23 protein-coding genes are annotated in these 23033 nt (G+C 57.7%); 3 read left to right on the top strand and 20 right to left on the bottom strand.

Annotated elements, in window-relative coordinates:
- Nucleotides 1-161 precede the first annotated feature (161 nt).
- The 3 genes from L1A08_RS01840 (at nt 162) to L1A08_RS01830 (ending at nt 4817) form a co-directional block, all read left to right on the top strand.
- Nucleotides 162-584: a PEGA domain-containing protein gene (locus L1A08_RS01840; RefSeq protein ID WP_238753565.1), complete on the top strand. Its 423-nt coding sequence runs from the start codon at nt 162-164 to the stop codon at nt 582-584.
- 27 nt (nt 585-611) lie between these two features.
- Nucleotides 612-1352, top strand: coding sequence for a metal-dependent hydrolase (locus L1A08_RS01835; protein WP_238753563.1), 741 nt, complete (start codon nt 612-614; stop codon nt 1350-1352).
- A 267-nt stretch (nt 1353-1619) separates the two neighbouring features.
- A complete protein-coding gene (locus tag L1A08_RS01830; protein ID WP_238753561.1) occupies nt 1620-4817 on the top strand; it encodes a cadherin domain-containing protein in 3198 nt (1065 codons plus the stop codon).
- Nucleotides 4818-4902: 85 nt separating this feature from the next.
- On the opposite strand, the gene L1A08_RS01825 is transcribed toward L1A08_RS01830, so the two are convergent.
- The 20 genes from L1A08_RS01825 to L1A08_RS01730 all read right to left on the bottom strand — a co-directional run bounded on the left by L1A08_RS01825 (nt 4903) and on the right by L1A08_RS01730 (nt 23031).
- Entirely contained in the window at nt 4903-5064 is a 162-nt protein-coding gene (locus tag L1A08_RS01825; protein WP_238753559.1) for a hypothetical protein, read from the bottom strand.
- 11 nt (nt 5065-5075) lie between these two features.
- A complete protein-coding gene (locus tag L1A08_RS01820) occupies nt 5076-5834 on the bottom strand; it encodes a PIG-L deacetylase family protein (protein ID WP_238753557.1) in 759 nt (252 codons plus the stop codon).
- A 78-nt stretch (nt 5835-5912) separates the two neighbouring features.
- Nucleotides 5913-6290, bottom strand: a complete 378-nt coding sequence (locus tag L1A08_RS01815; protein ID WP_238753555.1) for a DUF4870 domain-containing protein — start codon at nt 6288-6290, stop codon at nt 5913-5915.
- 386 nt (nt 6291-6676) lie between these two features.
- Nucleotides 6677-8080 (bottom strand): HD domain-containing protein, encoded by a 1404-nt coding sequence (locus tag L1A08_RS01810; RefSeq protein ID WP_238753553.1) that lies wholly within the window; start codon nt 8078-8080, stop codon nt 6677-6679.
- 106 nt (nt 8081-8186) lie between these two features.
- Nucleotides 8187-9260, bottom strand: a complete 1074-nt coding sequence (gene flhB / locus L1A08_RS01805) for a flagellar biosynthesis protein FlhB (protein WP_238753551.1) — start codon at nt 9258-9260, stop codon at nt 8187-8189.
- Nucleotides 9261-9278: 18 nt separating this feature from the next.
- Complete coding sequence (locus tag L1A08_RS01800; RefSeq protein WP_238753549.1) at nt 9279-10271, bottom strand: flagellar biosynthetic protein FliR; 993 nt, start codon at nt 10269-10271, stop codon at nt 9279-9281.
- 80 nt (nt 10272-10351) lie between these two features.
- The gene (gene fliQ, locus L1A08_RS01795; RefSeq protein WP_238753547.1) at nt 10352-10618 is read right to left on the bottom strand and encodes a flagellar biosynthesis protein FliQ; all 267 of its coding nucleotides are present in this window, start codon (nt 10616-10618) and stop codon (nt 10352-10354) included.
- A 73-nt stretch (nt 10619-10691) separates the two neighbouring features.
- Complete coding sequence (gene fliP, locus L1A08_RS01790; RefSeq protein WP_238753545.1) at nt 10692-11654, bottom strand: flagellar type III secretion system pore protein FliP; 963 nt, start codon at nt 11652-11654, stop codon at nt 10692-10694.
- Nucleotides 11651-12571: a FliO/MopB family protein gene (locus L1A08_RS01785; protein ID WP_238753543.1), complete on the bottom strand. Its 921-nt coding sequence runs from the start codon at nt 12569-12571 to the stop codon at nt 11651-11653. Before L1A08_RS01785 ends, fliP begins: the two co-directional genes overlap by 4 nt.
- 148 nt (nt 12572-12719) lie before the next feature.
- A complete protein-coding gene (gene fliN, locus L1A08_RS01780) occupies nt 12720-13304 on the bottom strand; it encodes a flagellar motor switch protein FliN (protein ID WP_238753540.1) in 585 nt (194 codons plus the stop codon).
- 41 nt (nt 13305-13345) lie between these two features.
- Nucleotides 13346-13900, bottom strand: a complete 555-nt coding sequence (locus tag L1A08_RS01775; RefSeq protein ID WP_238753538.1) for a flagellar basal body-associated FliL family protein — start codon at nt 13898-13900, stop codon at nt 13346-13348.
- A gap of 164 nt (nt 13901-14064) precedes the next feature.
- Nucleotides 14065-14778, bottom strand: coding sequence for an OmpA/MotB family protein (locus L1A08_RS01770; protein ID WP_238753536.1), 714 nt, complete (start codon nt 14776-14778; stop codon nt 14065-14067).
- Between the two features lie 68 nt (nt 14779-14846).
- Nucleotides 14847-15626, bottom strand: a complete 780-nt coding sequence (locus L1A08_RS01765; RefSeq protein WP_238753534.1) for a motility protein A — start codon at nt 15624-15626, stop codon at nt 14847-14849.
- A 63-nt stretch (nt 15627-15689) separates the two neighbouring features.
- Complete coding sequence (locus L1A08_RS01760; protein ID WP_238753532.1) at nt 15690-15884, bottom strand: flagellar FlbD family protein; 195 nt, start codon at nt 15882-15884, stop codon at nt 15690-15692.
- A gap of 35 nt (nt 15885-15919) precedes the next feature.
- Nucleotides 15920-17638: a flagellar hook-basal body complex protein gene (locus L1A08_RS01755; protein WP_238753530.1), complete on the bottom strand. Its 1719-nt coding sequence runs from the start codon at nt 17636-17638 to the stop codon at nt 15920-15922.
- A gap of 208 nt (nt 17639-17846) precedes the next feature.
- The gene (locus tag L1A08_RS01750; RefSeq protein ID WP_238753528.1) at nt 17847-18338 is read right to left on the bottom strand and encodes a flagellar hook assembly protein FlgD; all 492 of its coding nucleotides are present in this window, start codon (nt 18336-18338) and stop codon (nt 17847-17849) included.
- Nucleotides 18339-18372: 34 nt separating this feature from the next.
- Entirely contained in the window at nt 18373-20019 is a 1647-nt protein-coding gene (locus tag L1A08_RS01745) for a flagellar hook-length control protein FliK (RefSeq protein ID WP_238753526.1), read from the bottom strand.
- Between the two features lie 343 nt (nt 20020-20362).
- On the bottom strand, nt 20363-21052 hold the full coding sequence (locus tag L1A08_RS01740) for a hypothetical protein (RefSeq protein ID WP_238753524.1): 690 nt from the start codon (nt 21050-21052) through the stop codon (nt 20363-20365).
- A gap of 132 nt (nt 21053-21184) precedes the next feature.
- A complete protein-coding gene (locus L1A08_RS01735) occupies nt 21185-21628 on the bottom strand; it encodes a flagellar FliJ family protein (RefSeq protein WP_238753522.1) in 444 nt (147 codons plus the stop codon).
- 26 nt (nt 21629-21654) lie between these two features.
- Entirely contained in the window at nt 21655-23031 is a 1377-nt protein-coding gene (locus tag L1A08_RS01730; RefSeq protein WP_238753520.1) for a FliI/YscN family ATPase, read from the bottom strand.
- Between the last annotated feature and the right edge of the window lie 2 nt (nt 23032-23033).

Here is a 23033-nt window from a genome sequence, read left to right as displayed (position 1 = left end):
CGGGCAGAGAACGGAGGTCGAGAACTTCGCTGCCGATTCTCATAGAAACCTGTGCACGAGTCAATTGTTTCCGCAAGTTCCCGATGAATTTCGGTCTTGGCCTTATCGGGCTGCTTCAGTAAAGTCCGCCTCCGTCGACCGCCTCCGGACTGGTAGAGGAAATGGACTTCCGCCTCATTCTCAGGATCACCTTCTGTCTGCTGCTCATAACGTTCTGTCTGACCCCGAACCTGGGGTGCGTCAGTCGGCGGCTCACGATCCGTACCAACCCTCCCGGAGCCCTGGTCAAGCTGAATGGAAAGCGACTCGGTTTTTCGCCGGTCTCGACCGACTTTACGTATTACGGCACGTACGAAATTGAGCTGGTGAAGGACGGTTACGAAACCGAGACGATTCTGCAGAAGATCTCGCCGCCGTGGTACCAGCGGTTTCCGATCGATTTCTTCTCCGACAATTTCTCGCCGTTCAGCATCACGAACCGTCACGAATATACGTGGCCGCTGCGTCCCAAGAACATTATTCCCACCGACGACCTGCTGAATCGAGCCGATCAGCTCCGCTCGGATGCTTTGATCACTCCCTGATTCTCCGGCAGAAACGGACAGATCCCCATGGCTTCTTTCCGCGAACATGTGACCGTCAGCGGTGTGCTCGGAGTTGGCTATGGCGTGACGGCCTTCATCGCCTACGGCTTCACACCAATCGAATCGACCCTGGCCGGGTTCCTTACGGCATTCGGGGGCATGCTTCCCGATCTCGATTCAAAGACTTCCCGTCCGGTTCGTGAACTGTTCGGTGTCCTGGCCGCAATCGGCCCGTTGCTCATCCTGGGCGAGACCCTCGAAGTGTTGCATCTTCCCACGTCGCGCGAGGCGGGAGCCCTGACATTTATCGCGCTGTATCTGATAATCCGGTATGGCGGGGCGTGGCTGGTCTCGGCAGTCGCCGTCCATCGCGGGATGTTCCACAGCATTCCCGCGGCCCTGATTGCTGGACAGATCGCATTTCTGGCTCATTGCGATTCTGATGTGCCAACCAAATGGCTGATCGCGCTCGGAATCGTCATCGGCTTCATGTCCCATCTCCTTCTCGATGAAGCCTACAGCGTCGAGTGGACCGGGATCGGCTTCAAACTGCGCAAATCGTTCGGCACGGCGCTGAAATTTGTTGGAAAAGACCACTCGGCCAACGTCATCACCTACGGGCTGCTGATCACGCTGAGCTATGCCGTCGCCAGCAATATCGTGCTCGATCTGGAAGCACAGAAAAAGCCGACCGTCGAAGTCGAACCGGTCGACCTCAGGGAAACTGCTGAGCTCCCGCTGGAGTTTCCGGAAACCTTGACTAGGTAATTCCACCTATGATCGACGGTTCATCCGTGCAGATCGGGACTTCTCGCCTTCTACGGTGACAACCTAATTTGTGTAGAGATCTTGCCTTGAGCACATTGACTCTGGCTACTATCGTCCACGAAACTCGCATTTGCGTTGTTTGATCTAATTTCTGCAGCAGGCTTTCCTACCCCGGATATTAATCCCGCCTGTCAGATATTCATCGCAATGGGGCGCTATCCTCCCCACCGAGTTTTCCCCTCAATACAAGTAAGGATTCTGCACGTCATGAAACCAGTTTCGGCAATGTTCTCTCGGTATTTCCCTCAAACAAAGACACGGATTCCCGCGAAGCGACGACGCAATCACCGCACGGAATTGACCCCCTCGACCACCGAACTCCTGGAAGCCCGCGCTCTGCTTTCGGGTTCGCTGGCAGAGCCCGATACTCTGCTTTCCACCAACAGCAATCCTGGAAACTCCGGCCAGTTCGGCAATCGTGCCGTCGTTTCCGAGAACTACGTCGTTGTCGCGGCTCAGTTTGAAGATGTCACGAACGGTACCACCGCCACGAACACCGGAGTGGTTTACGTCTACGATCGCGACTCGGCGACTCCGGACGTTCCCGTTTTCACGCTGAATAATCCCACAGGCAACAACAACAGCCTGTTCGGCAGCAGCCTGGCGATCGACGGCACCAACCTGGTTGTCGGTGCCCGGGGCGATCGTAAGGCTTACGTTTACGATCTGGCTGCAGCGAATCCCACCGCAGTCGCAATTCTGCCGGTCACGACCAGCGGACAGTTCGGCGATTCGGTTGCCATCTCCGGCAATAAGATTGTCGTCGGCGACTATGCGACGAACTTCTCCAATCAGGGCGGAGCGTTCGTCTACGAGCTGACCACGGATCCCCAGACGCAGGCTCAGCAGGTAACGCATCGCCTCTCGATTCTGAACCCGGGGAGTAATAACGTCGGCTTCTCGCGACAGACGCTCGCTATTTCCGGCGACCGGCTGGCCATTGGAGCGTTCAACCAGTCCTCGGTGAACGGGGGCGTTCAGGCTCGCGGTCGCGTGTACATCTACGATCTGAACTTCAACCCCTATTCGTTCACCCAGGTTCAGGTGATTAACAATCCACTCGGAACCCTCGGGGATGAATTCGGATTGAACTTCGATCTCGATGGCGACACCCTCGTCGTGGGTGCGGAAGGGAACAATAACTATACAGGAGCGGCCTACGTTTACGACCTGGGTTCCCTGGCTCCGAATACTCCGAATCCGCAGCCGACTCTGTCGATCGCTCATCCGGAAGCTTCGGCTGGCGGACAGTTCGCTGGAGCAATTTCTGTTTCCGGTCGGACGGTGGCGATCGCGGCCCGTTACGCGGACACAAGCGGCTACACCGACTCGGGACGCGTTTACCTGTTCGATCTCGACAGTGCGACTCCCGGAACGCCGACCGAGACCTTCGATTCTCCGACGCCGGGAGCGTATGACAACTTCGGTGAGGCTCTCGATCTGACCGAGGACTATCTCATCGTGGGCGCCATTGGCGACGATACCCGCGCTGAAAACGGTCAGACCACGAACCAGAACGACGGAGCCGCCTTCCTGTTCGGACGGGGACCGGTCAACAATCCCCCGGAAGTCAGCGATGCAGCGTTCACGATTGATGAGAACACGGCTGCCGGTTCTGTCGTGGGCACGGTCAACGGCAGTGATCCTGACGTTGATGATGTCGTAACGTACTCGATTATCTCTGGTAACGACAACGGAGCCTTCACGATCGATCCGCAGACCGGCGTCATTACTGTCGCCAGCGCGGCTGCTCTGGATTACGAAACTCAGTCCGTGTTCAATCTCGTCGTTCAGGTCGAAGATCTGTGCCTCGAAACCGCCACGGCGGACATCACGGTTTCACTGAATGATCTGCAGACGCTCGTCGGCATTGACAGCGTGGTTGTCACCGAAGGCGATTCTGGCACAGTGACCGCGACCTTCACCGTAGTCAGCTCGGATGACATCAAGCAGGCTTTCGCTGTTGCTTTCGCGACCAGCGATGGAACGGCCACCGCTGGCAGTGACTACGTGGCTCAGAGTGGCAACCTGAGTTTCGCCGGTACGGCCGGGGAAACTCAGACCATTGTCGTGACCATCAGCCCGGATGATCTGGACGAACTCGACGAAACCTTCCTGGCCAACCTGCTCAGCGTCTCCGGATCGAACGATGTCGTTCTCGACGTCGCCACCGGCGAAGCCACGATTCTCGATGACGACGCCACGCCAATCGCCGACGCTGGCGGCAGCTACGAGATCACTGAAGGCGATGGCCTTTCGCTGGATGGATCAGCCTCGACCGATGCCGACTCGACCAGCCTGAGCTACCGTTGGGATATCGATGGAGACGGCGATTACGACGAGATGGTAACCGGAAGTGCTCCCGTGCTCTCGGCTGGCGATCTCGCAGCTCTCGGTCTGAACGACGGTCTGGCTTCGTTCGTTGTCACGGTCGAAGTGAGCGATGGCACGAACGTCTCGACGGCGCAGACGACTCTGTCGATTCTGAATGCCGCCCCCGAAATTTCCGGGCTGACTTCAAGCAATTCCGACTATGAAGATGCCGCCGCTGGAACTGTCACTGTCTCTGGAAGTCTGATCGATCCGGCGCTCGCGGCAGATACTCACACGGTGGAAGTCCACTGGGGTGACGGCACGATCACTCAGGCCACGGTGGACCAGGTGAATGACTCGTTCACAGCGAGCCATGACTATGCCACGGCTGGTGTTTATACCGTTTCTGTCACGGCATTCGATGAAGATGGCGGCGTCTCTCAGACACAGACCGTTCAGGCTGTGGTCCAGGGTGCCGCCGTGATCGGACCGGATCTGTATGTGATCGGCTCGGCCGAGGACGACGTCGTCGAGGTGGTTCGATTCGGCCAGCACTACTATGTGCTGACGCAGTTCGGCACCGGTGAGTGCGAGGTCGATTACTTCAGCACAAGCGGAATTGAATCGATCATCATCACCACGGGAGCCGGCGATGACCTGGTTGGCGTCTCACGTCGGATTCAAGTCCCAGTCCTGATCGATGGCGGTTCCGGCGACGACACCCTGCTTGGAGGCCGCGGTTCCAATGTCCTCGTAGGGGGCGACGGTAACGACTTCCTGTTCGGCAGCTCCGGCGATGACATTCTCATCGGCGGAACCGGTAACGATCTCCTCTGGGGTGGTGGCGGTCAGGATGTCCTCATCGGTGGTTCCACCGAACAGGACGATGACTACAACGAGTTGCTCAATGTCCTTGAAGACTGGAACAGCAACGACAGCTTCGAGGATCGCGTCGCCACTGTCGTTGACGACCTTGATGTCGTCGACGATGAAGAACTCGATGTGCTGATTGACACGATGGGCCGCGATCTGTTCTTCGACGGAATGAGCGATCTCCTGCTCGGAGCTCGCCGTAACGACGCCGTCGCGTAACGCGAATAAAGAGCGTCTGATTAAAAAGAGAGCCATGGACCGATTTCCGGTCCATGGCTCTCTTGCTGTTTCCGGCCGTCACTGATCAGCCGCTGATGCTCTTCCACGTCCACCAGGCGACGTAAATACTGGTGACGATCGTGTAAGCGAAGAAGATGCTGAGGATCCAGCCGAGGACTTTGCCGGCATAGGCATCGTCGGGATGAATCGGGTCATCGGCGTAGTGAGGCGTCTTGGTCGATTCCATGAGATGATTCCTTACTTATCGAGGATCTGCTTCAGCAGATTGTCGTGTGGGAACGGATGGCCTTTGTGCTGACTGAAGCCTTCGCCGTATTCGAAGCCATGCTCCTGACCGCGGGTGGCACTCCAGCGGCGGCAACTGTCGATGTACTCGTCCATGCCGTGGATCTTACGCAACCAGTCCCGCTGGCTCGCATGACAAGCCAGCATTTCGAGCTTCAGATCGATCTTGGAACTGATATCGATCACAAAGGCGGGAGTCTGGGGATTTCCGTAGTAGTCCGTTCCTTCGACCGGATCGACGTAATACAGATGCGGCAGATGATCGAGGTACGGAGCCGGATCCCACTGATGGGTCTTGTAGTTCGGAATCGTCGATCCGAAACAGGCATCGCGGACGAGGGTGCCGGTCGCTTCGTGATCGCAGTGGTAATCGCGATGCGGAGCCGTGATGACGATGTCGGGACGAGCCTTGCGGATGATCTCCGTCACACGCCGACGGGAGGGATCGTCGTTGAAGATCGCCAGGTCGCCGAACTCGCCGCAGACGTACTCAGCTCCGAGCAGGGCGGCGGCTTTCTCGGCTTCACCGCGGCGGACGGCCGCGATCTCTTTCTGGGAAAGTTCCATGCTGCCGAGATCACCAGCCGTCATCGTGCAGTACACGATTTCGCAGCCACGATCTTTCAGCAGCGCCAGTGTACCGGCACACTGCAGTTCGATGTCGTCCGGATGAGCATGAATGGCGAGGATGCGGGGGGGAGAGTTCGTCATGGGGCCTTCTCAATCTGGGGGAACGATTCCCGCAGATTTTGACACCAACCCGCGTCCGATGCAATCAGCGAGCCTGGTTCAGAGCGAAATCGACGTCTTGCGGATCAGCCGGAGGGAGAACGGATAGCGAAACTCACGCCCCTCCGAGGCTCGAATCGAAGCCACCAGAATGAGCACGATCGCCACGACTTCAATGATCATGACCGCCAGCCAGACGAGCCCAAAGATCCAGAACACGACGGTCGCGATCGCATGATAGATCAGCACCGACAGCTGGAAATTCAGCGATTCCCGTCCATGTCGATCGACAAACGGAGAGGTCTCTTTCTTGGCCAGCCAGATCGCCAGCGGCACCACCACCGTCCAGACGAAGGGCAGAAACCGCAGCAGCGTGACGGCATGGCAGAGCATGGCCCAGATACGGTTCTCGTTGGTTTCAGGATGAGTCGTACTCACGGTGCACTTTCTCTGTCAAAAGGTGTATTGGAATTCTACGAAGTCGTTCGACCTCTCCAAGACGGAAAGTGCTGGCAACCCGGTCCGGCCGAAAGAATCGTGAAGATTTGTCAATTCATCGGATTCAGGGCTTGCGGCTGGCGGAAGCTATGTTCGGATAGGAGGAATGGAGCTATTAAGCCGGCTGCCTTGAGCAGTCGGAGAAGGCCTGCACTTCGTTGCCCACTGCAGTCGCAGCCTTTCAGCTTCGGTTGAGAGGCTGCGGGGCAGCGATGTTGACTCAGGGAGGAAGTACAGCAATGGCTCTCGCTTCGAAAGAGGCGGGAGCCATTGTTTGTTTCATACGACGTCCGCAGCAAAGACTTCAGGCCCGGTGCAAACCAGCCCTACATGTTGGTCTTGGCGTCTGTGGCGTCGCCGAGCACGGAATTGAGAGCCGCGTTCAGCAGGGCTTCATGCCCGTGGTCCTGCGTGTAAATGCGGAAGATCAAAAAGCTGATCGGCAACTGGCGGAACAGTTCATCGTCGTTGAGTTCAGAAGGCGTTCCTTGAGCAGGATCGAGCAGGAAGTTCTGTCCGTGCACCGGCAGGCGCGCACTGGGGCGATGATAGTGCTGTGCGACGTCGAAACGCAGATCCATGTTCCGCAGATTACTCGGCATCCGTTCGCGAACCCGGCGGAGCACAAGGTCTGGCTCGGAGAAGATCGTCATTCGAGCCGCCCCGGCGGTGTGGAAGTTCAAAGTCCTCTCACAGGCCATCTTCCAGCTAACGTCGCGACGAAGAATCGCGTCCCACTTTCGACCGAGCTCCTGAATCTCTGGCTTGCTGCTTTTCGACCAGCGAGCGATATCGACCAGGAATGACAGTTCCGTCAGATGCAAATACTCGTCGAGATGCTCGAGCGGATTTCCCGGAAACAGATGCTTCATCGTCTGTGGGAAGAGTTCTTCCAGAGCGATGTCGAGCGCCCGGACCGTACGATGAAAGTAGATCGTTCGGAAAAGATTCGCCCGTGTTTCGACGAAGTTAATCAGCGTCGGCAGTCCACGCGCGTGGATGGTGAGTCCCTGCGGCGTGAAGAAGCTGTAGTGGAGCAGCCGGGAGATGTCGAAGGCTTTTGTGTTGTAGCCCGACATGTAGGCATCACGAAGCACGAAGTCCATATTGTCGACGGTATAGATCCCACTGAAGAGCGAGCGGAGCTTTCGCAGCCAGCTCGGGTGCCCTTCATCGTCGCCATCTCCTTTGGGACGGCAAATCAGCCAGCCAATCTGTTTCGGGTCGAGGACTTCGAGGGGCTTGAAAACCCCGTGCGGATTGCGACGCACGCCGCGCAGCAGATCGCCGAGTTCGTGTTCGATCAGATAGGAGCCGATGACTTCGTGCGTCAGACCGAACTGGTCGAGGTAGTGATCGTCGAAGAAATGTCCGAACGGTCCGTGACCGACATCATGCAAAAGAGCCGCCATGCGAACAAGGCTCTCAACGTACGGCTTGCTGGGGACACTTTCACAGGAATCGACCAGGGAATCGTACCATTCGTCGATACACCGCGAAGCCAGATGCATGGCGCCAAGGATGTGCTGAAACCGCATATGTTCGGCGGAAGGAAAGACCCACCAGGCGGTCTGCAGCTGATGGATCTGCCGCATCCGCTGCACCCACGGATTGTCGATGATTTCCTGTTCGGAGACTTCATTGTCGGGCAGTCCGTACCGGGACGTAAACGAGATGTACCCGTGAATCGGATCGTGAACGAGGCTCTCGGCCAGATAATCGTGCGACATATCAGCTTCTGAAATCGTGGTGTCAATAAGAGGTCCGCGGTGAATCAAATCGGATTGTAGCAGCTTCGATGCGATCGGGTAGCAGAGGCCCGCCGGTCAGCGGAGTCTACTCCGGAAGTTCCCGCCCGGTCAGTCGATACACGTAGGCCATGATCTCGACGAAGACCTCGTAGAGCTCGGTCGGAATCGGATGGCCGACTTTGACATCCTTGTACAACGCCCGGGCCAGCGGCTTGCGTTCGATAATCGGAACATCGTGCTCGCGGGCAATTTCCCGGATCTTGAGAGCGACTTCTCCCATTCCCTTGGCGACCACATACGGAGCCGGGCGCACTTTGGGATCGTAGCGAATGGCCACCGAGATATGCGTCGGGTTGGTGACGACGACATCGGCATGCTGCACCGCTCCCAGTTCCCGGGCGGCGGCCAGCTTGCGATGGGCTTCCTTACGCTTCTGGCGAATGTGAGGATCGCCGTCCATGTTCTTCATCTCATCTCGGATCTCCTGCTTGCTCATTTTGAGATCCTGCTCGTACTTCCACTTCTGAAAGCTGAAATCGAGAATCGCAATCACGAGCATGGCCAGAGCCAGCTGGAAGGAGAGCTCCAGGATTGTGCTGCCCATCATGCTGAGAATGACATCAGGTTCGGCATTCAGCAGAAGCAGCAGCTTCGGAAGATTCATGGAGATGAACCAGCTGGCTACGCCGGCCATCACGATGATCTTTCCGACGCTGGTGCCGAGACGCACCAGACTCGCGATGGAGAAGATTCGCTGGAATCCCGAGATCGGGTTGAGCCGGTTCCACTTCAGGTTAAGCGGTTCGGTCGTGAACAGAAATCCGATCTGAGCCAGATTCGTCAGCAGCGAGCAGAGGAACATCAGTCCGATAAATGGGAGCGCGTAGCCGCAGGCATGAAAGAAGATCTCACGCAGATCCTTCGCGACCCCTGCTCCGTCGAGCTCGAGCAGCACGGGGCCGGAAAGGTACATCTGCATCAGCTCCGCGAAGCCTTTGCCGATGTCCGGGCCGAGAAACAACAGTCCGCCCGTCGCCACCAGCATCGTGGCCGCCGCGTTGACGTCGACACTCTTCGCCACGTTCCCCTTCTGCCGGGTCTCGCTGCGTCGCTTGTCGGTTGGGTCTTCCGTCTTGTCACCCTGATCTGGATCGGCCATGGGGCTCCTTCCTCAGCGTCAGCCGTCCGAGGCGATCAGGGAATAAGAGAGTGCGTCGAGGACATCCGGGAACACTTCGACGATTGCATCGGCCGCTCCCGAGAGAGTGACGATGAGAATCACCATGCTGACCAGTGCCCGGATGGGAAAGCCGAGTACGAGCACGTTCACCTGAGGTACGGTGTAGCCGAGGAATCCCATGGCGACCGAAAGAAGCGCCATCGCGGCCAGCAGGGGCGCAGCGATCTGGACTGCCAGTGCCAGTGACTGAGACATCAGGCTGCGCAGCACTTCCAGCGATGCGCCATCGATCCAGGCCATTCCCAGAGGGATGACTTCGAAGGTCTTGAGCAGGCTCATCAACATCATCAGATGCCCGTCGAACGGCGGCATGACCAGAAGGGCGGTCGTGCCAAGTAAGAACAACAGCTGACCGGTCGGGGAAATCGTCGTCCCCATAGCCGGGTTAAAGATCTCGCTGAGCGCCGTTCCGGTCTGCTGATCGAAGGTTTCACCCGCCATCTGCAGTCCGGTCAGCAAGATGACCACGCCCAGTCCGAGGATCAGCCCAATCGCCAGCTCCGTTGCGACAACCCAGAGCAGATCGAACAGCGTAGAAGGAACTCCGGCACTGGCGCGAAACTCACTCCGGGTCACGACCGGCGTCTCGGCCTCTTCGGCGTCTTCGCCAGCCGCCGCGACCACGAACATCGTGGGCACTTCCCGTCCACTGAGTACACCATTCTTGTCGAGATCGAGTTTGTCGAAACCACGGTCCCGAATATCAGGCAGCGAGGGGGTGATCATCAAAGCAAGCGCGAGAGCGAACAGCACCTTCACTCGTTCGGGAATTGACGTATGTCCGAAGAACGGTCCGATGATCATCAACCCACTCAGCCGGACTGTCACCAGCATAAAAGTGGTGAAGTACCCCAGCGCAGCATCAACGAACAGACGATTCGCCCAGTTCGTCATCGCTCCGCCAGAGATTTGATCAATCGTTTCGAACATGGTTGGGTGTTAGGCGCTGGGCGTCAGACGTTCGGGTCGAGGACTAACAGGTTTCGAGAGTTCTGGCGCCTGATGCCTCTCTACAAACTTCCGGGGATGGAGTGCCAGAGTTCAATGGTGTATTCGACGATCATGCCGAAGATCCAGGGCATCAGGACGATCACAGTGCCAACCATGGCCAGGATCTTCGGCACGAAGCTGAGCGTTTGATCCTGCAACTGGGTCACGGCCTGAAACAGGCTGATAATCAGACCGACGATCATGGCGATGCCCATAATCGGCGTGCCGACGAGCAACGACAGCACGATGGCCTGTCGGGTGATTTCAACTGCGGAGTCAACCGTCATGACTGGGTTTCAACAGGGAATCGAAGATCAAAAGCACCGGCGGAGCCAGTGGCACACGTTCGCAAGAAAGTCGCTATCCGGTGTAGGGTTGAACGCTGCTGAGCAGCATTTCGACCGTCAGATACCAGCCATCGACCAGGATGAACAACAGGAGTTTGAACGGCAGGGAAATCAGCACCGGCGGGAGCATCATCATGCCCATGCTGATGAGAATCGAGGCGACCACCATATCGATAATGATGAACGGCAGATAGATCTGAAACCCGATGATGAATGCAGTCTTCAGTTCGCTCAGCATGAACGCCGGGATCAGTACCGTGGTGTGAATCTCATCAAAACTCTCGGGCGCCTTCCAGGTCGATGCTTCCGGGGAATCGGGAGCGGGACGCTGGAAGTCGATGAACATCCAGACCGCATTCTCGTTACCGGTCCGATAGATCTGATCGCTCATGAAGGCCCGGATCGGCTTAAGAGCCCGTTCGGTCGCTTCCTGAAGCCCGGCCTGCTGGTCCGCCGTCGTCTCATAAACCGATTCCGAATACGGTCGAATCCCTTCTTCATAAGACTGCTTCCAGACCGGCCACATCACCATCACGGTCAGAAACAGGCCTAGTGAAAGAAGAACCTGGTTCGGCGGTAACTGCTGTGTTCCGAGCGCCTGCCGCAACAGACCCAGAACGATCACGATGCGAATGAAGCAGGTTGTCATGATCAAAATCGACGGCGCCAGGCTGAGCAGCGTCATCATGATCATCAGTTTGAGCGTCGGCGTCAGCCCCTGCGGCGAGATCATTTTGTCGGGATCGAAGCCGGCCGGAAAAACCGATTCCGTATCTCCAACCGGAGCCTTCACGGTCGCGGTCTCGGAGACGGGGAGCTGCGGCGTCACGGTTCCCGTTCCGATCGACTGATTGGCGACCGAACCGGGTTGCCCCCAGGCGTTGGTTCCAATCACGATCATCAATCCGATGACGACCAACCGCGAAAGAGTCATCTTTCGTTTGAGCAGCCAGTCCGGTAAGGGGCGCGGTTTCATCGTTGTCCCTCCCGGGCGGCAGAGAGGGTGCGTTCCAGCTCGGCAATGTCCTCTGAAGAAATACCGGTGGAACGGTTCTCCCGTTCTGTCGACGAGGCCTGAGGGGACCGGCGGCGACGCTCCCGCTGGCGTTCCCGATGCCGTTCATCGAGATTCACGGCCGCCGATTCACGGGTTCCCCGAGCCAGCAGCATGCGGAACGATGTTCCCATATCCGGGGCCTCGGCGGCTGTCCGGCATTGACCATTGATTTGATCGACTTCCACCGGATCAGTGATCTCCGCCAGCGTGTTCAGCCCATCGATCGAGGAGCCGAGAATGAGAATTCTCTGCCCCGTTCTCAGGAAGACGATGCTGTGGCGGGTATCAATCGGGCGGCGGCCGAGCACTTCACATACTTCGTTCGAAAGTCGCTGGGCGGCGAAGGGCATTTTCTTTCTGGCAAACCGTGAGAGCAGGAAGATCAAGCCGAGAACTCCGCCCAGGGCGATCACGGGTAAAACCAGATTATCGGTTGTTGCCCGCTTCTCGCCGGCTTCTTCAGTCCGTTCTGCAAACCGACCGGTCGGTTTTCGCAGCGGAAGTGATTCGCCTTGCGCATCGGCTGGAGACGCCGCATCACTTTGGGGCGGCATCGGTTGAGCAGCGGTCTCGGGCACTCGCTGAGCAGTGACTGACTCGGGTTCGCTTTGACCGATCTCCGGGAGGAGAATCTCAGGCCTCGATTGCGCGGGAACGCTTCGGGGGGTCTGGCGGGCGGGCGCTTCCGGTTCGACCGGTTGAACCGCGTTGCTTTCCCAGGAGAGTGGAGAATCGGACCAGATCGTTCCCGCAGCAGGAGTGAACCGCTCCTGGGCCTCTGCCGAAGCACAACCCAAAAGAGCACAGACCAACAGACAGCGACGCGCAGCACGCATTCCGGATTTGCTCGAGTGCATCCCTGCCCCTTTCCCTGCAACGGCCGATGATCTCGGTCGCGTCGCGAGTCCCCATCCCTGTGCAGCAATCCTCGCTGCAGTCTGCGAGTTCCCCCGAACTCTCAGACGGATCGTCTTCATTCCACACTTAGCGCTGCGGTGCGAGAATCTCGGCAACGCGGACGCAGAAATTATCGTTCAGCACGAGGACTTCGCCCCGTGCGACCAGCCGTCCGTTGACCAGAATATCAACCGGATCCCCGGCCAGTTTGTCCAACGGCACCACGCTGCCGGCCTTCAGTGAGACGACTTCTTCAATCTGCAACTCGGCTCGTCCCAGCTCGATTCGCAAATCGAGTTCGACATCCTGCAGCAGATTGAGCTCGCCGCGTTCCTCTGCTCCCGGAATCGGATGCAGATTATTCAGCGAGAAAGGCGTTGCGCCCGATGTGTCACCCCGCTTTTTCGAGCCCTGACCAAAGTCGGATGCAATGGCAGCGGCCAGATTGGCTTCGGCCTCGTTGAGCAGATCTTCCGTCCGATGACTGCCCTGCCCGGAGCTCGAATCTTCCTCAGCGAGCAGTGCGTCGATGTCGGAAGGATCGAGGATGGCACCGGAACCGCCGCCCGATTTCTTATCCTTGGCAGGTGTTTCGGGGTCTCCGCCGCCGGCTGCCTTGAGCAGCGCTTCGATCTCGCTCGGATCGAGCAAGTCGTCTTCATTCTCAGCCACAACGTGCTCCCGTTCCTGAAGGAATTACCTGCGTGCGGGTCCTACTGTTCCATCTTGCGATAGTCAGTAATGATGACCGAGGTCACGTAACTCTGGTTGAGGATCTTGTTGATCTCTTCACGAATCTGGCGTTTGATCATGCTCAGGTTCGGATCATTCAGTTCCTCGATCGCGGCGCTGCGGATGATTGTGATCACCGACTGCCGGATCCTGTTTTTGTGATTTTTCTTGGCCTCGGTGAACCGGTCGCTCAAATGAGAAGGCACTTCGACGTGCAGATTGAACGAGATATGAATCGCCTGCCCCTGATGCGACAGACTGTTTGTGCAGTTGAACGCGGGAGAGATGTCGATTTCAGCCGTCTCGGTGTCGTCGAGTGTTTCGGCGTCGAGAATCGCAGGGTCGTTGGGATCGATCTGAGTCGGGTCTGACTTCCCAAAGAAGAAGTACAGCATCAGAAACTCAAGGATCATCACAATCATCAGCAGTCCGCCGACCGCTGCGAGTTTCAGCCAGAAGCCGGTCCCTGCCGGTTTTTCCGCGACAGCCTCTTCAGCTGCAGGCGGTGCGTTCGGTTCGGCAGCATCCGTCGCCATGTCTCATCCTCCCTGATGACACAAGAAGACCACTTGATTCGGAGAGACGCGAAAAGAGGCGAAGCGGGCGCAATTGTCTTCGAACGCCCAATCGCAGTGGGCCATAAACAGCCCAGCCTGCGTAAACTCCGCGACTGCAGGTTCAAAGGCCTGCGCACATCGCGTTATGGCGTTATATAGGTGTCAATCAAAAACACGTCAACCCGATGATTGACGGATTGCTGACTCTCATCGCGGGTAAGCTTCCGCGGTTCGGTATCGCCAGAAGCGCTGACGATAATGCGTTCTTTCTCAATTTGCTTCTCGTGGATCAGATAGTCGGCGACCGCCTGAGCCCGTTTGAACGACAGATGAAACTGATTCTTGAAGGGACTGTCCGCCGGCAGCGGCTCGGGCGAAGCATGGCCGCGGACGCTGATCAGGTTCGGTTTGTCACGGATAATTTCCGCCAGAATATCGAGGTTCTCGCGAATCTGGTCGGTCAGTCCGGCTCCCTGCGGCTCAAAGCCGGTCGGCCCCCCCATCGTCACCATGGTTCCATGGTTGATCCGGTCGACGGTTTTGTGCGCACCGACGTGCCCGTCGTCATCCTGGCTCTTGTGCTTGGTTCCGTCTTCGGAACGACTTCCCTTCGATTTGAAGCTGCTATAGGGGCTGTTTTCCTGCAACGAGGGTCCCGGGACGCCACTGACGGCCATCGGACTGGATCCGAATCGTTCCTGCAGAGAATCGAGCATTGCCCGGATCTCCCCCTCCTGCTTCATCTCGCTGAGCGAAACCAGCATGATGAAGAACGTAAGCAACAGAGACATCATGTCGCCATAGGTGACGACCCACTCGGGAACTCCCGGTGGTGGATCATCCTGAATGACTGACATCTTGGTCCCTTTCTTCGTCCGGACGGTCGTTCCCCTAGGGAAGTCCGTCAGCGAGCTGACTCACTGAATCAGGCGGCTTCCTCTTCGTCGGACTTACGCTGGTTGACCGGCAGGAAGGTGTTGAGCTTCTGCTCGAGCACGCGGGGGTTGTCTCCCTCCTGAATGGAGAGAATGCCCCGGACGATCACCTCGCGAACCTCCAGCTCGCGTTTACTGTAGTAACCCAGTTTGTCGGCAAACGGCAGGCAGACGATGTTCGAGACCATGGCTCCATAGAGTGTGGTAATCAGAGCCACGGCCATACCCGGGCCGATCGCAGCCGGATCATCCATGTTTCCGAGCATGATGATCAGTCCCATCAGGGTTCCGATCATCCCGAATGCCGGAGCATAGCGTCCCATGGTTTCCATCAACGACTTCCCCGTCTTGTGCCGGGCAGCCACCGCTTCCATCTCCGTTCGCAGCACCGCTTCCATGAGTTCGGCATCAGTGCCATCCACGGCCATCTGAATCCCGAGCAGAATGAAGGGGTCCTCAATCTCTTCGGTCTTGCCTTCCAGGGCGAGAATTCCGTCCCGGCGGGCAATCTCCGAGAATTCGACCAGCTGGCGAATGACAGGACGCAGATCCTGCATCTTGGGGCTCATTACCTTCTTCACCACGCCGGGGGTGAGAAACAGCGCCCCGAATGGAAACGCGATGCAGGTGGCGGCGATCGCCCCTCCGATAACCACGGCTGCTGAAGCCGCGTCCCAGAATGCGAGGAACGAGCCTCCCGGTGCCAGCAAAACTGCCAGCGCCAGCAGGCCTACGGCCAGGACCAAACCTCCAACTGTTGCCTTATCCATATCTCAGTTTCTGCGTGGAACCTAAGCTGATCTTCAGTTCTCTGTGCCGCGAACGTCGCCCGATCACAATCCCGGAATGCGACGCACGGACCGGGAATAGTCAACACTCCGCTTCACGACCTCGTCGACCGTTTCTTTCACGATCAGGCGATCATCGGTTGTCAGCGTGATGTAAGTATCCGGACGACTCTCGATGTACCGGATCAGTTCCGCGTTCAACACGAATTGCTCGCCGTTAAGCCGCGTCAGTTTGATCATGACCTGTTCCTTCAGTCACGAATTACCGGGTTCGCTTATCGGCCCAGGAGCAGAAGTTCATCGACGAGTCGCTGCACCGAATCGATCACTCGCGCGTTTCCTCGATAGTTCGTCGAAGCGACGATCAGATCGACCAGGTTTCGCCCGATGTCGGTATTCGACAGTTCAATCGAACCGGCTCGAATCGTTCCCGCACCGAAGTTCCCCGGTGTGACGAGGAACGGTGTGCCCGAGCTGACCCCTTCGAGGAAGGTGGTATCGCCGTTATCGAGCAGACCCTGCGGGTTCGAGAATCGAGCCAGGACCACCTGACCGAGCGTGCGGATAATCCCGTTGTCGAAGATCCCGTTGATCACGCCGGTTTCATCGATCACGAAACTCGACAGCGAACCCGGGCTCGAACCGTCCTGAGCCTGCAGCGTAATCGCGCTTCCGGCTGACTTGGTCGAGATCCCTGTCAGACTCCGCAGGTCGATATTGATCTGCATCGGACTGATGGCCGCCGTGTTATTTCGGTCGATCGCGAACTGCTGAACCCCGCCGGACGTTACGATCCCTTCGCCGTCGAAAACGAACGTTCCATTGCCCAATACGATGTCAGAATCGCTGTCGTCGACACTTTCCAGGAAGTAGCGGAACGTGGATGATGTTGAATCGCGGGATTCGAGATAGGTTGTCATCTTCACGTTGACTTCCTGCCCCAGCGAATCGAACACGATGAAGTCGGTGATGGCGCTTTCGCCGTCCGCGAACTGGTTTTTCGTGAAGGCCAGATCAACGGTCGACGAGGCCGATCCATTGGTGACCTGCAGATCGCCCAGCGTGATGGAGACATCGTTGACGGAGCCGCGGTTGCCAATCACCTGAATCAGCCCGTTGGCGTCGATTGTGATTCCCGGATTCTGGCCCCCTTCCTGAGGGACCGTACCACCGCTCTGGATACCGAGCGTATGGTCCATCATCGTCAGCAGGTCCGACAGCGTGGTGGTCGATGTAACAGCCAGCGTTTGCGACTCCAGAATTCGCCCCCCCTTGCGAGGCGTGAACGTAATCTCATCATCGAGACTGAACAGTGGAGTCGCGTCGCCCTCTTTGTACAGCGAAGTCAGCAGAGTCGCGCCACTCGCGGTGTCCCCGCCGCCGACAGTTCCACCGGCCGTATTCACGAACGCGTCCTGCGAATTCAGCGTGGCCCCCATTGTGGAAAGTTCGCCAGTCGACAGGACTGCACCGCTGATCGACAGATTTCGCGTCTGCTGAGCGACAGTCAGATCGCCCAGGGGAATTTCGATATCGGCCAGCTGAGTGGTCACGAGATTGAAGTCTTCGTCCACGCCGTATCCCTGAACCCGCAATCCGGAGGGAGTGACCAGCGTATCTTCACTACTCAAGTTGAAGTTACCGGCTCGCGAGTAGACGTTCCCGTCGGGACCGTTCACGATGAAGAAGCCGTCTCCCTGAATGGCAAGATCGGAAGGACTGGTCGAGTTCGTAATCGAACCCTGCGAGAAGTCCTTGAAGATGGCGGCTGAGGTGGCTCCCAGACCGATCTGTTTCGGGTTCGTACCGCCGTTGTCAGCCGATGGACGCGAGCCGACTGAAAGTGTACGGGACAGCTGGGTCTGAAAGAGCACGGACGAGGCTTTGAACCCGTTCGTTCCGGCATTGGCAATATTGTTTCCCAGAACGTCGATGGTCTGTTCGTTCAGAGCCAGACCGTTCAGCGATGTGGTCAACGCGGATGTAAGTCCCATTTTTTCCCCCGACAGTAACTCGTCCCTGACGAACGACTCTCCCCCGAGAGCGCTCGCTGTCGATACGTGCGTCCTGGCGTTTCCGGCGGAGTGAAGCTCCAGGCCGGAATCGCAGACGCATCCCTATCCTGTATCGGCATCCGCCGTCAGGATCCGTACTTTTCTCCCAGATTAACACCGGATGTGGCGTCTCTCTGTTCGTTATTCGCTACTCTTCAAACGCCTCGTTTGAGACGGTGGTGATCTTGTCGATCGGCACTTCCTTTCCACCGACGACAACATATGCTTTGCCGTCTTTCAGGATCGCCCTCTCGACTTCTCCGCTAACCGCCTGCGAGCTTTTCGTTTCCTCGTTGGTCACCGGATCAATCGAAGTCACTTCGATATCAGCCTTGATGAAACGTCCGATGAGTGCCGCTGCCGATGACGCAAACGATGTTTTCGCAGCCGCCGCCTGGGTGTCGGTCACCGTCTTCAGCGTTTCCTGAAGTTCGATGCCTCCCTGCAGACTGCGCATTTCCGACAACTGGCTCAGCAGAGCTTCGTTGCTCACCGGCTCGGTCGGGTCCTGATTTTGCAGCTGCACGATGAGCATCTTGAGAAATGCTTCGGCATCAAGCGCGTTGAAACCCGCACTCTGCTGATCGACGATATTGATCTTCTCGCCGGTTGGGCTGGTCACTGTATCGATAACAGCCATGGCATCCTGCCTTCTATCTATTGAGGGGCGTCGGTTAAACTTCGACGTCAATTTCCGTCACGCCGGCCGTGGTCCGCACGATCGAAGGTCGAGACGTTGTTTCTTCTTCCGCCGGCTCTCCCGAGGTGTAGCCGAAGTCCCGCGGACGGTCTTCGTCTTCGGAAAACTGCCCGTTGCCGGAATCTCCATCGACTCCGCTGTCCGATCCCTGACTCAGACTCTCGTTCACTTCGACGTGAATCTGATCGAGCTTCAGACCCTGCTGCTGCAGAGATTCCCGCAGTACGCTCAACTGTTCGAAGATCACAGAACGAGCGGCTGCGGTCTCGACTTCCAGCCGAGCCGTGAGCTGTCCCTGGTGGCGACCGATCTCGATCTGAAGCGTCCCAAGTTCAGGAGGATTGAGCCGAATCCGCATTGGCTTGCCTTGCTCGGCAGCCTGTTGCAGGAAGCCGGCCAACTTCTGAGGAACATCACTTCGTGTCGTCTCCAGGACTGGTCGAGGCGATTCTGTCTTTGTGCTCGCCGAAACAGACGTGCGATTCTCAACGCTAACGGCATTCGCAGCGGAATCGCGTGGTCCGGCTGTTGCATCCTGAACCTTCACCTGGTCTCTGGCTTCGGTCGTCACCGCGTCAACCGCCGTGGGAGTGACGGAAGTCACCGGAGTCGACGGGGACTCACTGGATGGCGTCACCGGCTGATTCGGCTGCGGTACGGTCGATTGAGCACTGCTTCCGAAAATGGTTGTCTGGGGTCCGAATGTCCGTTGTTCGACCGCTTCACCCGACTCATTCACCGGTTCGGAATCGGCTTCCGGTTCCGTCAGTTCCGGCGAAGTGGTCTCCTGGACGGACTTCAGCGGCTGAGCGCCCTGTTGTGCGGATTCCTGTCGGGAAACGACCGGCGATTCGACCAGATCTTCCGAACGGGTTTCCGCGAGGTTTGTCTCTGTTTCCTGTTCGCTCGCCGTGGAACTCTGCTTCAGGACCGGTTGTCCTGACGGCTCGTCGTTGACTTCATCCTCAGCAGGCTCATCCGCGGAGTCGACTGCACCTGCAGCGGAATTCGCAGTGGTCGCCCGCTCGATCGTGCTTACTGACTGTGCGACCGAGTTGACTTCAACATTGTCCCCTTCAGGCAGCTGTTCTGGAGCTGACTCGAAAGTTTCGTCATCGAACGTCGACTCGACTTCATCTTCAATGGGTGCGGCTGCTGGCGTAACGCTCAGCGCGAGCAAAGTCTCTTCATCGACCTGATTCTGAGTATCGACTGGTTCCGACTCGCCGTCTCCCGGAGTCACTTCGATCCTGGAGTTCGATTTCGGTGCCATCGCCTGGAGAAACATCGCCGGGGCGATCACTTCGTGCGGTTCCCCGACCAGTTCTGTATTCGCGTTTGTTCGAGCGTACTTCTCCGGTTTCTCGGCGTAGCGATTCGCAGTTGCGTGCAGGAAGGTCAATGGCACCGGCGTCGCGGTCTGACTATCGGATTCCGCTTGAACGGCTTGCGGCTTCGATTCCGGTAGAGCAGCCTCTACGGGAGGGGTGCTCGGTTCCGTTCCGATCGGAGCTGAAGTCGCTTCGAGATTTGACTCGTGCTCAACTGTCGAAACGTTGTTAACTTCGGGAGACTTCGGTGGCGTCCTGTTCTCGACAGGTTTCGGAGTCGCGTGAGCCACCGGACGGGATTTCTCGGGCAAAGCGGCTGATCGTCTGGTCGAATCGTCAGCAGCCGGTATCGGTCGCTCGGCGCGCGAGCTCGGTTCCGGGTCGACTTTCGTCGATCGGCGATTCCGCAGCTGGTCCTCAAAGGATGGTCGATCGGGCGTACTGACCTTCTGCTCCCGAGGGACCGAAGGATCCGGGAGCTGTGTTTTTTGAGGTCGCGCAAGGACCGTGCTCAAACTGAGCAGACTCTCTTGTGGGGGCAACATCCGTGTGCCTCGCTGAACGGTTCGATCCGAAGATGTCTGAAAGCGGTTCAGACACCGGGCAATCGACCGCAGCGGTCACTGACTCCCGTCAACGCGACTCGATCTCGCCGCCGGGTTGATCCATCAACGCCTGCTGAGCACGATCGGCTGGGTCAATGAGTGGTTCGCCCCGATAGATTGCCTTGTATATTTCTTCGGCTTTTTGGACGCGTTCCATCGGATCTTTCCCGGCAATTCTTTCGCGAAACTGATCAAGAATCCGGGCGGCGTCCTTTTCCGGCATCCCCTTGAGCAAAAGAACGGCATCATCGGTATTAAGCGCCAGGAGTTTCTCAACCCCCGACTCCGGATCCATCTTCAGCAGGATCGCTCGAGCCTGAGCCACGGCTTCATCCGCAAGGGCCGTCCGTTCTTTTTCCAGTTCATCCTTGAATGTCTTCTTGATTTGTTCAAGTTTCTGCCGTTCGGTCATCACGAGGTTCGTTTGATCATCGATCGCCTTCTTGAGCACGGCCAGTTCACTCTCCCGGGCGGCAATGCTGAGGATCTTCTCGGTCCGCTTGCGGACGATCTCATCGTAAGAGGTCATCTCCATCTCGACCTCTTCCTCCTTCTGCAGGTCGCTCGGCCGCGGTTCTCCTTTCACGATGGCGGCGATCTCCAGCACAGCCTCACGGCTCATGTGTCCCTGGCCCCACGAATACACGAAGACCAGCGCCACGGTGAGAAGGGTCGCCGTGGAGAAGATTCCGATCACTGCGCCAAGAATACGTATCATGGTCCACCAAGGACTACAAAAAGGAGTGAGAGAGAGTGAGTGACGATGTCCCGCAAATGTTTAACGGACCCGTCGTCGATTGTCCGTGATCCTTCCCGAAGGGTCTCCGAATAAACAGAAATGCCTGGGAGCCTAGGTTGCCCGCAGATTCACGGACGCCCAGGCATCCTGCAGGCTGATTTCGGTTTTGCGGGCTTCCTTGTGATCGTGCTGTTGAAGTTGTTTATCTCTCAGGCGTTCCAGCGACTTGACCGCCGCATCTGCCTGTTGGACGGCCTGACGACAGAGTTCGAGTTGCTTCTCGTAACGGCTGTGATCCGCCCGTAGCCGCAGTTTATGCTCATCAATCTGAGCGACGTCATATCGAATTGAGGCCAGCTTTCGGACATTGATGGAACCGCTCAGACTGGCCGTCCGCATCTGTTCCAGCGTTTCGGTTCGATCGTCGTCGAGATCCTGAAGCGACGCGGTACATGTTTCCTGATCTCGCAACACATCGGCCATGAGTTGCCGACACTGGTCAAGTTGATGGCGACGGTATTTCAGGAGTGATTCAAGTCGAAACTGAAAAGACATAGTTCAAATGACGATCTGTTATTCGGTCAGGCAGTCGCCGAGGTCGGCTGCTGAGGTTCGTTGCCTGGCGGGACGGCAGGTGCCGGAGCAACCTGGCTGCCGATCGCGAGAAGTTTCTGAATGGTTTCCGTCATCGGCACGTGCTCGGTCGAAGCCTGCTGTAACACGCGATCGACGTGCGGCTTCAAGGCAATGGCCCGGTCAATTTTCGGATTCGAACCGGCCTGATAGGCACCGATGTTGATCATGTCCTCGGACTGCCGATAAGCCGCGAGCATTCGCTTCAGATTCTGGGCAGCCGTGAGATGTTCCGGACTGGCCAGCTCATTCATCAATCGGCTCACGCTCCCCAGCACATCGATGGCCGGCCAGTGAGATTGATGCGCCAGTTCTCGAGACAGCACGATGTGGCCATCGAGAATTCCGCGGACTGTATCGGAGATTGGCTCGTTGGTATCGTCCCCTTCCACGAGAACGGTGTAGAGCCCCGTGATGCTCCCCCGCTCCGTTCGTCCGCTGCGTTCGAGCAGGCGCGGAAGTTGAGCAAACACGCTGGGTGGAAATCCTCGAGTCGCGGGCGGCTCACCAGCTGCGAGTCCGATTTCCCGCTGAGCCAGCGCAAAGCGAGTCACGCTGTCCATCATCAGGAGCACATTGAGATTGAGATCGCGGAAGTACTCGGCGACCGCCGTTCCGGTGTAAGCACATTGACGTCGTAGAAGAGCCGACTCTTCGCTCGTAGCCACGATCAAGACACTCCGGGCAACCCCTTCCGGTCCGAGATCGCGTTCCAGAAACTCACGAACTTCGCGACCTCGCTCACCCACGAGAACGACCACATTGACGTCGGCCCGAGCATACTTGGCCAGCTGCCCGAGCAGTGTACTTTTCCCGACACCGCTTCCGGCGAAGATCCCCAGACGTTGCCCCTGGCCACAGGTGAGCATGCCATCGATCGCTTTAACGCCGGTCTCGAGCACATCGTCAATTCGTGGGCGATGCAACGGCGACACCGGATCGGCCAGAATGGGCACGGTGTGCGGAAGAACCACAGGAGGTCCCCCATCGATGAATCGTCCACGCGCGTTGACGACCCGCCCGAGCAGTTGCTGACCAACTCGCAAAGACTGCCGAGTTTGCCGCAGTTCGACAGGATCGCCTCCCTTCACACCAATCAGGTCGGCGTAGGGCTGGATAATGATCTCATCGTCGTTCACGCCGACCACTTCGGCTTCAACCGGGCCGCGATTCGGACTGACAATTCGGCACAACGACCCCAACGGGGCAGCCAGTCCGCGAACATGAGCCGCCATTCCGGCAATCCGGGAAATCCGGCCGGTCAGCTTGTACGGAAGAACGCCCTCGAGCTTCTCCGTCCACATGTTGTTGGCTGTCTCTGTCATGA

Source organism: Rubinisphaera margarita, assembly GCF_022267515.1.
Taxonomy (GTDB): Bacteria; Planctomycetota; Planctomycetia; order Planctomycetales; family Planctomycetaceae; genus Rubinisphaera; species Rubinisphaera margarita.
This window is presented reverse-complemented; position numbering and strand designations above follow the sequence as displayed.

Bases quoted from the DNA above. Each gene is read 5' to 3' on its own strand.
- L1A08_RS01735 (WP_238753522.1), bottom strand. From the start codon at position 21,628: ATGTCTTTTCAGTTTCGACTTGAATCACTCCTGAAATACCGTCGCCAT.
- flhB (WP_238753551.1), bottom strand. From the start codon at position 9,260: ATGGCCGATCCAGATCAGGGTGACAAGACGGAAGACCCAACCGACAAG.
- fliQ (WP_238753547.1), bottom strand. From the start codon at position 10,618: ATGACGGTTGACTCCGCAGTTGAAATCACCCGACAGGCCATCGTGCTG.
- L1A08_RS01730 (WP_238753520.1), bottom strand. From the start codon at position 23,031: ATGACAGAGACAGCCAACAACATGTGGACGGAGAAGCTCGAGGGCGTT.
- L1A08_RS01840 (WP_238753565.1), top strand. From the start codon at position 162: ATGGACTTCCGCCTCATTCTCAGGATCACCTTCTGTCTGCTGCTCATA.
- L1A08_RS01770 (WP_238753536.1), bottom strand. From the start codon at position 14,778: ATGTCAGTCATTCAGGATGATCCACCACCGGGAGTTCCCGAGTGGGTC.
- L1A08_RS01810 (WP_238753553.1), bottom strand. From the start codon at position 8,080: ATGTCGCACGATTATCTGGCCGAGAGCCTCGTTCACGATCCGATTCAC.
- L1A08_RS01830 (WP_238753561.1), top strand. From the start codon at position 1,620: ATGAAACCAGTTTCGGCAATGTTCTCTCGGTATTTCCCTCAAACAAAG.
- L1A08_RS01755 (WP_238753530.1), bottom strand. From the start codon at position 17,638: ATGGGACTTACATCCGCGTTGACCACATCGCTGAACGGTCTGGCTCTG.
- L1A08_RS01820 (WP_238753557.1), bottom strand. From the start codon at position 5,834: ATGACGAACTCTCCCCCCCGCATCCTCGCCATTCATGCTCATCCGGAC.
- L1A08_RS01760 (WP_238753532.1), bottom strand. From the start codon at position 15,884: ATGATCAAACTGACGCGGCTTAACGGCGAGCAATTCGTGTTGAACGCG.
- fliP (WP_238753545.1), bottom strand. From the start codon at position 11,654: ATGAAACCGCGCCCCTTACCGGACTGGCTGCTCAAACGAAAGATGACT.
- L1A08_RS01750 (WP_238753528.1), bottom strand. From the start codon at position 18,338: ATGGCTGTTATCGATACAGTGACCAGCCCAACCGGCGAGAAGATCAAT.
- L1A08_RS01835 (WP_238753563.1), top strand. From the start codon at position 612: ATGGCTTCTTTCCGCGAACATGTGACCGTCAGCGGTGTGCTCGGAGTT.
- L1A08_RS01825 (WP_238753559.1), bottom strand. From the start codon at position 5,064: ATGGAATCGACCAAGACGCCTCACTACGCCGATGACCCGATTCATCCC.
- L1A08_RS01765 (WP_238753534.1), bottom strand. From the start codon at position 15,626: ATGGATAAGGCAACAGTTGGAGGTTTGGTCCTGGCCGTAGGCCTGCTG.
- L1A08_RS01800 (WP_238753549.1), bottom strand. From the start codon at position 10,271: ATGTTCGAAACGATTGATCAAATCTCTGGCGGAGCGATGACGAACTGG.
- L1A08_RS01775 (WP_238753538.1), bottom strand. From the start codon at position 13,900: ATGGCGACGGATGCTGCCGAACCGAACGCACCGCCTGCAGCTGAAGAG.
- L1A08_RS01740 (WP_238753524.1), bottom strand. From the start codon at position 21,052: ATGATACGTATTCTTGGCGCAGTGATCGGAATCTTCTCCACGGCGACC.
- L1A08_RS01785 (WP_238753543.1), bottom strand. From the start codon at position 12,571: ATGCGTGCTGCGCGTCGCTGTCTGTTGGTCTGTGCTCTTTTGGGTTGT.